General features: G+C 66.8%; 11 protein-coding genes and 1 other RNA gene. 4 read left to right on the forward strand and 8 right to left on the reverse strand.

Annotation, left to right across the window (positions count from 1 at the left end; genetic code table 11):
- Positions 1 to 1,116 carry an acetoin dehydrogenase dihydrolipoyllysine-residue acetyltransferase subunit gene (locus BDO18943_RS34200; RefSeq protein WP_175025749.1) on the forward strand — a complete coding sequence of 372 codons (1,116 nt, stop codon included), beginning with the start codon at positions 1 to 3 and terminating at the stop codon, positions 1,114 to 1,116.
- A gap of 2 nt (positions 1,117 to 1,118) precedes the next feature.
- Positions 1,119 to 2,084 (forward strand): lipoyl synthase, encoded by a 966-nt coding sequence (gene lipA, locus BDO18943_RS34205; protein ID WP_175025750.1) that lies wholly within the window; start codon positions 1,119 to 1,121, stop codon positions 2,082 to 2,084.
- A gap of 11 nt (positions 2,085 to 2,095) precedes the next feature.
- Here the strand turns inward: lipA and BDO18943_RS34210 are convergent, their stop codons facing one another.
- The 8 genes from BDO18943_RS34210 to trxA all read right to left on the reverse strand — a co-directional run bounded on the left by BDO18943_RS34210 (position 2,096) and on the right by trxA (position 10,691).
- Entirely contained in the window at positions 2,096 to 3,451 is a 1,356-nt protein-coding gene (locus BDO18943_RS34210) for an MATE family efflux transporter (RefSeq protein ID WP_175025751.1), read from the reverse strand.
- 2 nt (positions 3,452 to 3,453) lie between these two features.
- Positions 3,454 to 5,286 carry an ArnT family glycosyltransferase gene (locus tag BDO18943_RS34215; protein ID WP_089450618.1) on the reverse strand — a complete coding sequence of 611 codons (1,833 nt, stop codon included), beginning with the start codon at positions 5,284 to 5,286 and terminating at the stop codon, positions 3,454 to 3,456.
- Positions 5,287 to 5,430: 144 nt separating this feature from the next.
- Complete coding sequence (locus BDO18943_RS34220; protein ID WP_006753671.1) at positions 5,431 to 5,691, reverse strand: type B 50S ribosomal protein L31; 261 nt, start codon at positions 5,689 to 5,691, stop codon at positions 5,431 to 5,433.
- Between the two features lie 157 nt (positions 5,692 to 5,848).
- Positions 5,849 to 6,682 (reverse strand): M90 family metallopeptidase, encoded by an 834-nt coding sequence (locus BDO18943_RS34225; protein WP_175025752.1) that lies wholly within the window; start codon positions 6,680 to 6,682, stop codon positions 5,849 to 5,851.
- 38 nt (positions 6,683 to 6,720) lie between these two features.
- Positions 6,721 to 8,277 carry an MFS transporter gene (locus BDO18943_RS34230; RefSeq protein ID WP_175025753.1) on the reverse strand — a complete coding sequence of 519 codons (1,557 nt, stop codon included), beginning with the start codon at positions 8,275 to 8,277 and terminating at the stop codon, positions 6,721 to 6,723.
- On the reverse strand, positions 8,274 to 8,774 hold the full coding sequence (locus BDO18943_RS34235) for a MerR family transcriptional regulator (protein WP_175025754.1): 501 nt from the start codon (positions 8,772 to 8,774) through the stop codon (positions 8,274 to 8,276). The genes BDO18943_RS34230 and BDO18943_RS34235 overlap by 4 nt, the downstream gene beginning before the upstream one ends.
- A 134-nt stretch (positions 8,775 to 8,908) precedes the next feature.
- Positions 8,909 to 10,171, reverse strand: a complete 1,263-nt coding sequence (rho, locus tag BDO18943_RS34240; protein ID WP_006478662.1) for a transcription termination factor Rho — start codon at positions 10,169 to 10,171, stop codon at positions 8,909 to 8,911.
- A 193-nt stretch (positions 10,172 to 10,364) separates the two neighbouring features.
- Complete coding sequence (trxA, locus tag BDO18943_RS34245; RefSeq protein WP_006402348.1) at positions 10,365 to 10,691, reverse strand: thioredoxin TrxA; 327 nt, start codon at positions 10,689 to 10,691, stop codon at positions 10,365 to 10,367.
- A 405-nt stretch (positions 10,692 to 11,096) separates the two neighbouring features.
- On the opposite strand from trxA, the gene ffs reads away from it, so the two are divergent.
- Both ffs and dnaX read left to right on the forward strand, forming a co-directional pair.
- Positions 11,097 to 11,195: signal recognition particle sRNA small type (gene ffs / locus BDO18943_RS34250), an RNA gene on the forward strand.
- 127 nt (positions 11,196 to 11,322) lie between these two features.
- The coding region (gene dnaX, locus BDO18943_RS34255; protein WP_175025755.1) for a DNA polymerase III subunit gamma/tau at positions 11,323 to 12,876 on the forward strand (1,554 nt) is incomplete at its 3' end.

Consider the following 12,876-nt stretch of genomic DNA (forward strand, 5'->3'; position numbering starts at 1 on the left):
ATGTCGATTCACATGATCACGATGCCCAAGTGGGGGCTGTCGATGGAGCAGGGGCAGGTCAACGGCTGGCTGAAGGCGATCGGCGAACGCGTGACGAAGGGCGACGAAGTGCTCGACGTCGAGACCGACAAGATCTCGTCGGGCGTCGAATGCGCGTTCGACGGCACGCTGCGCCGGCAGGTCGCGCAGGAAGGTGAGACGCTGCCGGTCGGCGCGCTGCTCGGCGTCGTCGCGGCCACCGACGCGAGCGATGCGGACATCGATGCGGCAATCGCCGATTTCCAGCGCGATTTCGTGCCGAGCGCGGCCACTGACGAAGCGGCAGGCCCGCAGCCCGAAAAGGCGCAGATCGGCGGCCGGACGGTGCGTTTCCTGAAGCTTGGCGAAGGCAACGGCATGCCCGCCGTGCTGATCCACGGCTTCGGCGGCGACCTGAACAACTGGCTGTTCAATCACGCGGATCTCGCCGCGCACCGGCCGGTGTGGGCGCTCGACCTGCCCGGTCACGGCGAATCGGGCAAGGTGGTCGAGACGGGCAGCCTCGACGAACTGGCCGACGCGGTGCTCGCGCTGCTCGATGCGAAGGGCATCGACCAAGCCCACCTGATCGGCCATTCGATGGGCGGCGCGGTCGCGATGGCGGCGGCCGAGCGCGCACCGCAACGCGTCGCGTCGCTGACGCTGATTGCGAGCGCGGGGCTCGGCACCGACATCAACCGCGCTTACATCGACGGCTTCGTCGCCGGCAACAGCCGCAACACGCTGAAGCCGCACCTCGGCGCGCTGTTCGCGGACAACGCGCTGGTCACGCGGCAACTCGTCGAGGATCTGGTCAAGTACAAGCGGCTCGAAGGCGTGCAGGCCGCGCTTGAGAAGATCGCGCATGCCGCGTTCGATGGCGCCGCACAGCGGCGTGTGTTCCGCGACCGGCTCGCGGCACTTGCGCCGCGCACGCTCGTGATCTGGGGCGAGCGCGACCAGGTGATCCCCGCGCAGCACGCGCAGGGCCTGCCGGACGGCGTGCGTGCCGAGGTGATCGCCGGCAGCGGGCACATGGTGCAGATGGAGGCGGCCGCTGACGTGAACCGCCTGATCGTCGCGTTTCTCGGAGGCTGACGATGGCCGCCGCGCTCGAACGACCCAGCCTCACGGCGCTCGGCCAACCGGGCGCGCGAAGCCGCGACAAGCTCGCGCGCATTCCGGTGCGCGTCGAGCCCGCGACCGGCGCGGCGTTGCCGAAGCCGCCGTGGCTGCGCGCGCGGCCGATGATGAGCGCGGCGGTCGCCGACATGGCGGCCGTGCTGCGCGACCATCGGCTGCATTCCGTCTGCGAGGAGGCGATGTGCCCGAACATCGGCGAATGCTTCGCGCAGCGCACCGCGACCTTCATGATCATGGGCGGGTTGTGCACGCGGCGCTGCCCGTTCTGCGACGTCGCGCACGGCCGTCCCGAGCCGCTCGATCCCGACGAGCCGGCGCGGCTGGCCGATGCGGCCGCAGCGCTCGGGCTGCGCTACGTCGTGATCACGTCGGTCGACCGTGACGATCTGCGCGACGGCGGCGCCGCGCATTTCGCCGCGTGTATCGCAGCGGTGCGCGCGAGCGTGCCGGGCATCGGCGTCGAAGTGCTGACGCCGGACTTCCGCGGCCGCGTGGCCCGCGCGCTGGAGGCGCTGTCGACGGCGTGGCCCGACGTGTTCAACCACAACATCGAGACGGTGCCATCGCTGTATCGTGCGGCGCGGCCGGGCGCCGACTATCGCGGCTCGCTCGAACTGCTCGCGCAGGCGAAGCGGGTGCGGCCGGGGCTGGTGACGAAATCGGGGTTGATGCTCGGGCTGGGCGAGTGCGACGACGAAGTGCGCGACACGCTGCGCGACCTGCGTGCGCATGACGTCGACGTGCTGACGCTCGGCCAGTATCTCGCGCCGTCCGCGCACCATCTGCCCGTGCGGCGCTACGTGAGCCCGGACGCATTCGCCGCGTGGCGCGACGAGGCGCTGTTGCTCGGCTTCAGGGAAGTCGTCGCCGGCCCGCTCGTGCGGTCGTCGTATCACGCGGCCGACGTGCTGGAGGAGACGTAACGGGCGGCGCGTCAGGCGGATGCGGAGGCATGCGCACGACTGACGTGGCGCAGATACAGCACGAGCCCGGCGCCCGCGAGCACCAGGCTGATCGTGTTCGCAAACCAGAAGCCGCGCGCGCCGGTCAGCCACGCGGGCGCGATGCCGCCCACGTCGAAGCCGAGCGCGTAGCCGCCGCTGAGCCCGACGCCCCACAGCGCGACCGCATAGATCACGGTCGGCACGACCGCGACCTTGTAGGCGCGCAGCACGAACGCCGACGTGACCTGCACCGCGTCGAAGACGTGGTAGCACGCGACGATCGCGACGAGGGGCATCGCGGCCGCGGCGACGGCCGGGTTCGGCGTATAGCCGCCGATGATCAGCGGTCGCAGCACGAACACGAGCAGGCCGTAGGTTGCGGCAATGCCGCACGCGAAGATCACGCTGTGCCGGCCGAGCAGCCGGGCTTCCTCGGGCCGTCCGGCGCCGAGCGCACGCGCGACCAGCGTCGACGCCGCCACGCCGATCGACAGCGGCGTCATGTACAGCACCGCGCCGATGTTGCCGGCGATCTGGTGGCCGGCGAGCGTCGTCGTGCCGAATTGCGCGATGAACAGCGCCATGCACGTGTACGACGTGACCTCGATCAGGTACGACAGGCCCATCGGCACGCCGAGTTTCAGGATTGCCTTCTGGCGTTCCCAGACCGGCCAGCAGAAGCGCGAGAAGATCGCGAGCGGCGCGAACACGTCGAGCTTCGCGAGCAGCGTGTAGCCGATCAGCGCGAGCGCCCAGTTGATCAGCGTGCTCGCGAGCCCGCAGCCCGGGCCGCCGAGAGCGGGCACGCCGAACCCGCCGAAGATGAACCACACGTTGAGCGGAAACTTGAGCAGCAGCGCGCCGATCTGCAGGATCATCGCGAGGCGCGGCTTGCCGGCCGCGTTGGTCAGCGCGTTGTAGATGCGGAACACGAGGCTGGCGGGCAGCCCGTACGACAGGATGCGCAGGTAGTCGACGGTGCGGTCGTGCAGCGCGGCGGGCGTGTGCGCGACGCGCAGCAGCGGCTCGGGAAAATGCAGCAGGAGAAAGCCGGGCACCGCGAGCAGCAGCGCGAGCCACAGCGCCTGGCGCACTTCCTCGCCGATCTCGGCATAGCGCCGCGCGCCGTACAGTTGTCCGGTGATCGGCTGCAGCGCGGACAGGATGCCCGTCAGGCCGATATAGATCGATATGTAGATCGACGAGCCGAGCCCGAGCGCGGCCAGGTCGACGGCCGAGTAGCGCCCGACCATCGCGGTGTCGATCACGCCGAACGCGATGATCGCGAGCTGGCCGACGAGCACCGGCCACGCGAGACCGACGATCCGGCGGATGTCGCCGAACATCGTCAATCGGCCGGCTGGCGGCGCGGCGGACGTCGCTTGACGGGAGTCTTCGGCCGTTCGATGCGCTCGTACAGGCGGAAGCGCTCGTCGCGGTCGGCGACGCGGCGGCCTTCCCACACGAGACGCCACACGTATTGCGACATCGAGCTCGGCTCGCCGAAGTCCGCATGGTCCTGGCGCAGGATCAAGTCGCAGTCGCCGGAGAAATCGAAGCGCATGTTGCCGAAATACGCGAAGGTCGCGATCTGCGCGTCACCGAGCCGCACGGGCGAGATGCACTCGTAGTCGGACGGCAGGTGCACGGCGATCTGCTGGGCGACATCGCGATAGGTCCGGCCGTAGTTGACGATCGGCAGCCACAGCGTCATCAGCAGCACCCACATCAGCGTGGTACCGGCGCCCGACAGCACGACGCTGCGCCACAGCACCTTCGGATGCCGCGAGATGCGCCAGCGCACGAGGAAGCACCAGCACACGGTGGCGATCACCGCGCAGATGAACGACAGGATCTTGAAGTGGGGCTCGTAGCCGGGCACGAGGCGGGCGAGGTTGCGCGCGAGCGGATGCGGGAAGCCCGTGAGCGACGCGAGCCACACGAGCCACACGAAGGTGCCGAGGATCGTGAAGCTCAGCACCGCGAACCAGTCGATCGCGTTGATCGCGCCGCGCTTGAGGGTCGGCAGCGCGAACGTCGCGAGCACTGCGAGCGGCGGCAGCAGCAGCATGTACATGCGGTTCGACTGCTGGCTCTGCAGGATCACGAGTGCGACGAGCGGCACGGCGACCGACAGCGGAATCGCGATGTGCGCCCGGCGGCGCATGCCGGCCCAGCTCCACCACGCCCAGATCGCGAGCGGCCAGGCAGGCCACGTGAACAGCGGCAGGTTCTTCGCCGCATAGCCGAGCACCGTGGTCGGCGGGCCCGAAAAGCGCATCAGGCTGCCGTGGATCCACTGGTTGAAGAACCATGCGGCGTCGTCGGGCGCCGCGACGAACGCTGCCAGCGGCCACAGCGCGAAGATCGCGGCCGCGAGCGGCACGCCGATGAGCGGCAGGCGCAGGTTGCGCATCTCGGGCGTAACGAGCCACAGGACGGCCGTACCGGCGAGCAGGGCGACGACCAGCACCGGGTTGCCGGACAGCGCGACGAGGCCGATTGCGAGGCCCCACCACAGCGCGCCCTGCATCGGCTTGTCGATGCCGCGCACGATCCCGTAGACGAGCATCGCGATCCACGCGAATTGCGCAAGCTGAGGTGTCGTTTCGTGGCCGCGCTCCGCGAGGCCGAAGCAGGCGACGAGCACCAGCAGCGCGCCGTCGGCGAGCGTGCGGCCGTAGTCGCGCGGCTCGGGTTCGCCGCCGAATGCGTATTTGAACGGCTGGACCTCGGCGCGCCGGCCGAGCAGGTAGGCCGCGTACCAGACGAATGCACACGCGACGCAGAACAGCACGCCGGTATCGACACGCGACGCGTTGCTCGCGTCGACCCACGGGCCGAGGCCGCGGATCGACAGCGCACCGAGCCAGTAGCTGAGCGGCCCGTCGGTCGTGATGTACTTGCCGACCAGGTTCGGCAGCAGCCAGTCGTGCCAGCCGCCTTTGGCCATCGTCCACATCACGCCGAAGCCCGCCGCGTCCTCGTTCTTCCACGGGTCGCGGCCGAACAGGCCGAACGCTGCGTAGACGAAGCAGAGCGTGAGCAGCAGCCAGCGCGGCAGCGCGCGCGTGGCGGAGGCGGTGAGACGGACGACAGGCTTCATGCAGATGAGCGATTTGTTATGGGCGGGTGGCCGGCGCGGATGCGCGCGGTCGAGCCGGTTTCGAGCATCCGGCATTGTAGACGCGCCCGCTGTTGCGCGTCAGGTCGTTGCCCGGGCGCCGGCTGGCGCCTGCCGGGCGAGCAGAGACAAAAAAGGGCAGCCTGGGCTGCCCTTTTGTGCGACACCGGTGGGTTGCAACCACCGGATGCAATGCGAAGCTTACTTCGCCTTGCCGCTGGCGCGAACGCCGAACTTGTTCTTGAACTTCTCGACACGGCCTGCCGTGTCCATGATCTTTTGCTGACCCGTGTAGAACGAGTGCGATTCCGACGACACTTCGATCTTGGCGAGCGGGTAGGTCTTGCCGTCGAGTTCGATGTTTTCGCGCGTCTGGATCGTCGAGCGCGTGATGAACTTGAAGCCGTTCGACATGTCTTGGAAGACGACTTCGCGGTAGTTCGGGTGGATGCCTTCTTTCATGGTCTTTCCTTGGTGAGAGCGGTAGCCAACCCGCCGCTTGCCGTGCCGGAACGCGCAGATTGCGCAAACCAGACGACGCCAAGCCCGGCGCGAGCCACTTGCCTAAGGTCGAAAAACGGCGATTATGCCAGAAAATCAGATGGTTGACGAATAATTTTCAGGGTGCGTCGAGCGCGCCGGTGCCGGCCGGATCCTGCCGGTAGTAGCGCGCGAGCAGCCGGTACAGCTCCGGAAATTCGGACTCGAATGCTTTTGGCCGCACGAACAGCGCTTCGCTGCATACCGCGAAGAATTCCGACGGATGGTCGGCCGCATACGGATCGATCAGCGAGTCCCGCTCGAAGCGCGCCCACGCGCGGTCCGGCACCGCGTCGACGCGCGCGCAGAACTGGTCGTACGCGTGCTCGAACACGTCGGCCCAGGCCTGCGCGTCGAGGTGCGGCGCGTGCCAGCGGCGAAAAAGGGGCGGATAGCCGTCGGCCGCGCCGTTGAGCATGTCGATCTTGTGTGCGAACTCGTGGATTACGACGTTGTACGCGTCGCGGCCGTCCGTCATCTGCGCGTCTTCCCAGGACAGGATCACGGGGCCGCCTTCCCAGGCTTCGCCGCTCGCATCCTGCTCGACTTCGTGGACGACACCGTCCTCGTCCTGCACCGTCTTGCGGATCACGAATTCGCCCGGATACACGACGACGCCGACCCAGCCGTCGTACAGCGACAGGTCGAGATTCAGCACGGGCAGGCAGGCCTGCGCGGCGATCGCGACGATCATCGCGTCGGTCAGTTCGAGCCCGTGCGCGGTCGAGAACGATTTCTTCGCGATGAACAGGCTCGTCAGTTCGCGCAGCTGGCCGAGCGCGTCGGGCGCCAGCGCCGCGAGGAACGGCAGGCGCTCGACGGTGTCCTGCCACAGCGCGTCGGGGATCGGGTGGCTGCGCAGCGCGCGGTCGCGGCGGCGGTCGTCGAACCAGCGGGTCAGTTTCGAGAGCATGAAGGCGGCTCGCGGAAATCCAAAGCCTGTCTTTTAACTCAATCGATCTCTTTTTGCCATGCCGCGAAGAGGCCGCCGACGAGCGCCACGCCCGCCAGGAAGTAAAAGCCGTCGAGCGACGCGAGGAACGACGCCTGCTGCGCGACCATCCGCGCGATCGATGCGATCGCGAGCGCGTGCGCTTCGTTCAGTGCGTGACCGGCGGCCGCGTAGCTGCGCGTGAGCGTGTCGACGGTCTGCTGGAACAGCGGATCGAACACGTTCGCGCGCTCGACGAGCCGCGTCTGGTGCACGGCGAGCCGGTGCTGCTCGACGATGATCACCGACGACGTCGCGAACGAGATCGTCAGTTGCCGCACGATGTTCTTCAGCCGGTAGCCGTGCGTATATTCGTCGATCGCGAAGATCCGGAACGTCAGGTTGGCCACCGGCAGCACGATGAAGAGCAGCAGCAGCCCGCGCAGCAACAGCGGGACGATCAGCGCGGCTTCACCGACCTGCGGCGTCATCCGCGTCATCCATAGCGCGGCCGTGACGGCGATCGCGAACCCCGGTACGACGAACCATTTCTTGTGCGTGACGAATTTCGCGTAGCGCAGGTATGCGAACAGCGCGGTGGCCGAGATCAGCGACATCGTGCCCACCAGCCGCCCGGAATTCTCGACCGGGTAGCCGAGCCCGCCCTCGAGAAACCGTGACGTCAGGTAGCTGAAGCCCGTCGACTCGTAGTAATAGAACATGTACAGCAGCAGCCCGACCTGGAATGTCCGTTCGCGGAACGCGTGCAGCCGCACGAGCGGCGTCGGATGGTTCCACTGGTGATACGCAAACCACGCAAGCGCGCCGATCCCCGCGATCGTCAGCAGGATGAGCACCGGCGAGCCGCTGTAGAGCTGGTAATGCACCTGCTGCAGCACGATCTGCAGCGCGCCTTGCGCGAGCGCGAACACGACATACGGCCAGAAGTGTCCGGAGCCGCGTTCGTCGTCGGGTGTCCGGCCCGAATCGGGCAGCGTGAGCAGCGCGAGGATCGCGAACGCGATGCCGGCGGGCGCCGAGCACGCGAACAGCGCGCGCCACGTCGAATGCGCGACGAGCAGGCCGCCCACGATGGGCGCGAGCGCACTGCCGAGCAGGATCATGATCAGGAACGCGCGCGTCGCGGGCGGCCGTTCCTGCGGCTTGAAACTGATCTGGATCAGAATCCGGCACGCACCCATCATCGGGCCGATGAAATACCCCTGGAAGCCGCGCGCGAATGCGAGTTCGAGCGACGTATCGGCGAGCGCGGCCGCGATCGCGCCGAACGAGAACATCAGCATGCAGCCGGCGACGTAGCGGCGATGGCCGAGCCGGTCGACCCACCATTGCTGTTGCAGGATGCCGAGCACGGCCGTGACCGCGTAGGCGCTCGACGACCACACGAGTTCGTCGGGCGACGCGTTGATGCCGCCCGCGATGTAGCTCGCGAAGAACGAGAAGATCGCGTTGTCGAAGTAGTCGATGCCGGTGACGAGCGCGAGCGCCCACGGGAACAGGTCCGCACGCAGGTTCGCGCGGCTCCATAGCGGCGGGCGACCGGGCATCGCGTTCATTCGCGATCCTTGCGCGTGCGCCGCGTGCCGGCTTCGGCCTGCCGCTGCGCGATCAACGCATCGGCGTTTTCGCCGGCAAGACGCCGTTCGACGTAGTCGATGTCGTGCTGCAGTTCCTTGCGCAGTGCGACGGCTTCCTTCAGTTCGCGCTGGACGGCCGCGATCCGCCGGTCGAGCGTGTCGACCTGCTCGGCCAGGCCGGTACGGATGTCGCGCAGCGACGCGTCCGAATAGCGGCGCCGGCCGTCGCCCGTTTCTTCCAGCGGGCGCTTCAGCATCTCGGTGATGCCGTGCAGCGAGAAGCCGAGTGCGCGCAGCCGCAGGATGCGCGCGAAGCGCTCGAGGTCGGCTTCGTCGTAGAGACGGTAGCGGCCTTCGCTGCGCGTCGGCGTGACGAGCCCGCGCTCTTCGTAATACTTCAGCGTGCGTGGCGTGACGCCGAGCCGCGATGCGGCATCGCTCACGGTCAGCAGCGGGGCGGAGGCGTCGTTCGGCATCGGGCGATGGGGATCTGGTCTGGACGATGACGCGATTATAGATCAACCTGTACGTTCACGTTCAGGTTGGCACCGAAAAACGGCCGCCGGGCAGAATGCGCGGGCGGCCGTTTTTTTGGTGCGGGGCGGGGGGATCAGCCGCCGCGACGCATCAGGTCGAAGAACTCGGAGTTGCTCTTCGTCTGGCGGATCTTGTCGAGCAGGAATTCCATTGCCTCGACTTCGTCCATGTCGTGGATGAACTTGCGCAGCACCCAGATCTTTTGAAGGATCTCGGGCTTGATCAGCATTTCTTCGCGACGCGTGCCCGACTTGTTCAGGTTGATCGACGGATACACGCGCTTTTCCGCGAGACGGCGCTCGAGGTGCACTTCCATGTTGCCGGTGCCCTTGAACTCTTCGTAGATCACGTCGTCCATGCGGCTGCCGGTTTCGATCAGCGCGGTGCCGATGATCGTCAGCGAACCGCCTTCCTCGATGTTGCGCGCCGCGCCGAAGAAGCGCTTCGGACGCTGCAGTGCGTTCGCGTCGACACCACCCGTCAGCACCTTGCCCGATGCCGGGATCACGGTGTTGTACGCGCGAGCGAGACGCGTGATCGAGTCGAGCAGAATCACGACGTCGTGCTTCATTTCGACGAGGCGCTTGGCCTTCTCGATCACCATTTCGGCGACCTGGACGTGGCGCGTGGCCGGTTCGTCGAACGTCGATGCGATCACTTCGCCAGCGACCGAGCGCTGCATTTCGGTCACTTCTTCAGGGCGCTCGTCGATCAGCAGCACGAACAGGATCACGTCCGGGTGGTTCTGCTTGATCGCGTGCGCGATGTGCTGGAGCATCACGGTCTTGCCGGACTTCGGCGACGCGACGAGCAGGCCGCGCTGGCCTTTGCCGATCGGCGCGATCATGTCGATGATGCGGCCCGTGACGTTTTCCTCGCCGCGCATTTCGCGTTCGAGCGACAGCGGCTTGTTCGGGTGCAGCGGCGTGAGGTTCTCGAACATGATCTTGTGTTTCGAGGCCTCGGGCGGCTGCCCATTGACTTTGTCGACCTTCACCAGCGCGAAGTAGCGCTCGCCGTCCTTCGGCGTGCGGACTTCACCTTCGATGGTGTCGCCGGTATGCAGGTTGAAGCGGCGGATCTGCGACGGACTGATGTAGATGTCGTCGGTGCTCGCGAGGTACGACATTTCCGGCGAGCGCAGGAAGCCGAAGCCGTCCGGCAGCACTTCGAGCGTACCGTCGCCGAAGATCGTCTCACCCGTCTTGGCGCGCTTTTTGAGAATGGCGAACATCAACTCCTGCTTGCGCAGGCGGTTCGCGTTTTCGATCTCCAGGCCATTGGCCATTTCGATCAGTTCGGAGACGTGCAGAGACTTGAGCTCGGATAAATGCATACGGAGAACCCGCCAGGGAGGAGACGACGAAAGAAATAAAGGGAGGAGGGCGAGCGGAAGCGCTCAGAGACTTAAATGCGTCTTGTAGACGTTTTTTAATTCTAGCATAGGCCGATTCGCGCTTGAGCGAGCGATCGGCGGCTTGATGCCGGACGTGTTGCCGGTTGACAACACGTCCGCGGAACTGCCTGTATTACAGGTGGCTGTCCAGGAATGCGGTGAGCTGCGACTTCGACAGCGCGCCGACCTTCTGCGCAGCGGCTGCGCCGTTCTTGAACAGGATCAGCGTCGGGATGCCGCGCACGCCGAACTTCGCGGGCGTTGCCTGGTTGTCGTCGACGTTGATCTTCGCGATCTGCAGCTTGTCGCCGTAGTCCTTCGCGACTTCGTCGAGGATCGGGGCGATCATCTTGCACGGGCCGCACCATTCGGCCCAGAAATCGACGAGCACGGGCTTGTCGGACTTGACGACGTCCTGTTCGAACGATGCGTCGCTGATGTGTTTGATCTGTTCGCTCATTGGGTCAATACCTCTTACGGTTCGGGGACTGCCTGCTTGCGCGTTGCGGCGCGCCGGCCGCCGTGGGCTGCCGGCCGCTGCGGCAGGTCACTCCGCTCTCCGGAAAGGAGGGGTGTAAGCGCTGCATGCCGCGGCTCGCGGGTCGTTCGGGCGTCATATTAGCCTAAATTGCTATCTGCTGCGGGCGGCGATAGTAGCCGCTACGCGAGTAGGGGTACGACGCGACGTTCGACCGTTGTGTCCAGCAGATGGAGGCCGGCCCGCAAATTACAAGAGGTGGGCGCGCAGGCGATTCGATTCGGGCAGCCATCGTGCAGCCCGATGCACGACGGTTTGTCTGGTCAAATTCGCATTGGTGCGAACAAACGGTCGCATTCGTTCGGAAGCGGTGATAGAATATGTCGTGACGGGCCTCCTCGCATGGTGGGGCGGTGAACCTGGTCAGGTCGGGAACGAAGCAGCCACAATCGTTTCCCGCCAGTGCCGAGGGTTGGGCTCGTCACCTTCCTTCTCGCCCCGTTCGCCGGGCGTTTTTATTTCTGCATCACACTCCGTTTTTACCTGCGCGTTGCCTGTCTTCCGTACCGTTTCGCGTGTCGGCGCGACGCAGCGTTACTGATACAATTTCCCGATGACCTATCAAGTTCTCGCACGCAAGTGGCGTCCGAAGGATTTCGCTTCGCTCGTCGGCCAGGAGCACGTTGTCAGGGCGCTTACGCACGCGCTCGACGGCGGGCGTCTCCATCACGCCTATCTGTTTACCGGAACCCGCGGTGTCGGCAAGACGACGCTGTCGCGGATCTTCGCCAAGGCACTCAACTGTGAAACCGGCGTCACGTCGCAGCCGTGCGGCGTGTGCCGCGCCTGTCGCGAGATCGACGAAGGGCGTTTCGTCGATTACGTCGAGATGGATGCCGCGAGCAACCGCGGCGTCGATGAAATGGCCGCGCTGCTCGAGCGCGCGGTGTACGCGCCCGTCGATGCGCGCTTCAAGGTCTACATGATCGACGAAGTGCACATGCTGACGAATCACGCGTTCAACGCGATGCTGAAGACGCTCGAGGAGCCGCCGCCGCACGTCAAGTTCATCCTCGCGACGACCGATCCGCAGAAAATTCCCGTCACCGTGCTGTCGCGCTGCCTGCAGTTCAACCTGAAGCAGATGCCGGCCGGGCACATCGTGTCGCATCTCGAACGGATTCTCGGCGAAGAGCAGATCACGTTCGAGCCGCAAGCATTGCGCCTGCTCGCGCGTGCCGCGCAGGGCAGCATGCGCGACGCGCTGTCGCTTACCGACCAGGCGATCGCGTATTCGGCGAACGAGGTGACCGAGTCGGCCGTGTCGGGCATGCTCGGCGCGCTCGACCAGACTTACATGGTGCGTCTGCTCGACGCGCTTGCCGCGGCCAGCGGCCCGGAAATCCTCGCGATTGCCGACGAGATGTCGCTGCGCAGCCTGTCGTTCTCGACCGCGCTTCAGGACCTCGCGAGCCTGCTGCACCGGATCGCGTGGGCGCAGTTCGCGCCGGGTTCGGTGCTCGACGAATGGCCCGAAGCGAGCGACCTGCGCCGCTTCGCCGAGACGCTGAGCCCCGAGCAGGTCCAGCTGTTCTATCAGATCGCGACAGTCGGTCGCGCCGAGCTCGGCCTGGCGCCGGACGAATACGCCGGTTTCACGATGACGCTGCTGCGGATGCTCGCGTTCGAGCCGGCGGTTGCCGCCGGCAGTGCGCCGGGTGGCCAGCCGGCGGTGCCGCGTGCGGTGCCGGGGCCGCGCGTGGTGGCGGCATCGGCCGCTTCGGCGAAGCCGGTATCGGCCGCACCTGTCGAAGCAGCGCGGCCGCAAGCTGCTGCACCGGCTGCACCCGCGGCGCCGGTTGTGCGTGTAGCGCCGGTGCAGTCCGGCGACGAAGCAGGCAAGCCGCCCGTGAAGCCGGCTGCCGTGCAGGCATCTGCGCCGGCCCCGGTTGACGCGCCCGTCATCGAGACGCCGCAGCCGCAGGCGGCCGCAGCACCGCAAGCAGAGCCGGCCGGCGACAGGCCGGCACCCGTCCACAAGGAACCCGAGCCGCCTGCTGCCGTTGCGCAGCGAAGCGACGAACCGGCCGTGCCGGCCGAACCGGTGCCGCGCGCTGCGCCGCCCGAGCCCGCCGCGCGTCCGGCAGCGCGTTCCGGCGGTGCCGCC

Origin of the sequence: Burkholderia aenigmatica (assembly GCF_902499175.1) — a bacterium.
Classification (GTDB): domain Bacteria; phylum Pseudomonadota; class Gammaproteobacteria; order Burkholderiales; family Burkholderiaceae; genus Burkholderia; species Burkholderia aenigmatica.

Bases quoted from the DNA above. Each gene is read 5' to 3' on its own strand.
- BDO18943_RS34200 (WP_175025749.1), top strand. From the start codon at position 1: ATGTCGATTCACATGATCACGATGCCCAAGTGGGGGCTGTCGATGGAG.
- lipA (WP_175025750.1), top strand. From the start codon at position 1,119: ATGGCCGCCGCGCTCGAACGACCCAGCCTCACGGCGCTCGGCCAACCG.
- BDO18943_RS34210 (WP_175025751.1), bottom strand. From the start codon at position 3,451: ATGTTCGGCGACATCCGCCGGATCGTCGGTCTCGCGTGGCCGGTGCTC.
- BDO18943_RS34215 (WP_089450618.1), bottom strand. From the start codon at position 5,286: ATGCCGGATGCTCGAAACCGGCTCGACCGCGCGCATCCGCGCCGGCCA.
- BDO18943_RS34220 (WP_006753671.1), bottom strand. From the start codon at position 5,691: ATGAAAGAAGGCATCCACCCGAACTACCGCGAAGTCGTCTTCCAAGAC.
- BDO18943_RS34225 (WP_175025752.1), bottom strand. From the start codon at position 6,682: ATGCTCTCGAAACTGACCCGCTGGTTCGACGACCGCCGCCGCGACCGC.
- BDO18943_RS34230 (WP_175025753.1), bottom strand. From the start codon at position 8,277: ATGAACGCGATGCCCGGTCGCCCGCCGCTATGGAGCCGCGCGAACCTG.
- BDO18943_RS34235 (WP_175025754.1), bottom strand. From the start codon at position 8,774: ATGCCGAACGACGCCTCCGCCCCGCTGCTGACCGTGAGCGATGCCGCA.
- rho (WP_006478662.1), bottom strand. From the start codon at position 10,171: ATGCATTTATCCGAGCTCAAGTCTCTGCACGTCTCCGAACTGATCGAA.
- trxA (WP_006402348.1), bottom strand. From the start codon at position 10,691: ATGAGCGAACAGATCAAACACATCAGCGACGCATCGTTCGAACAGGAC.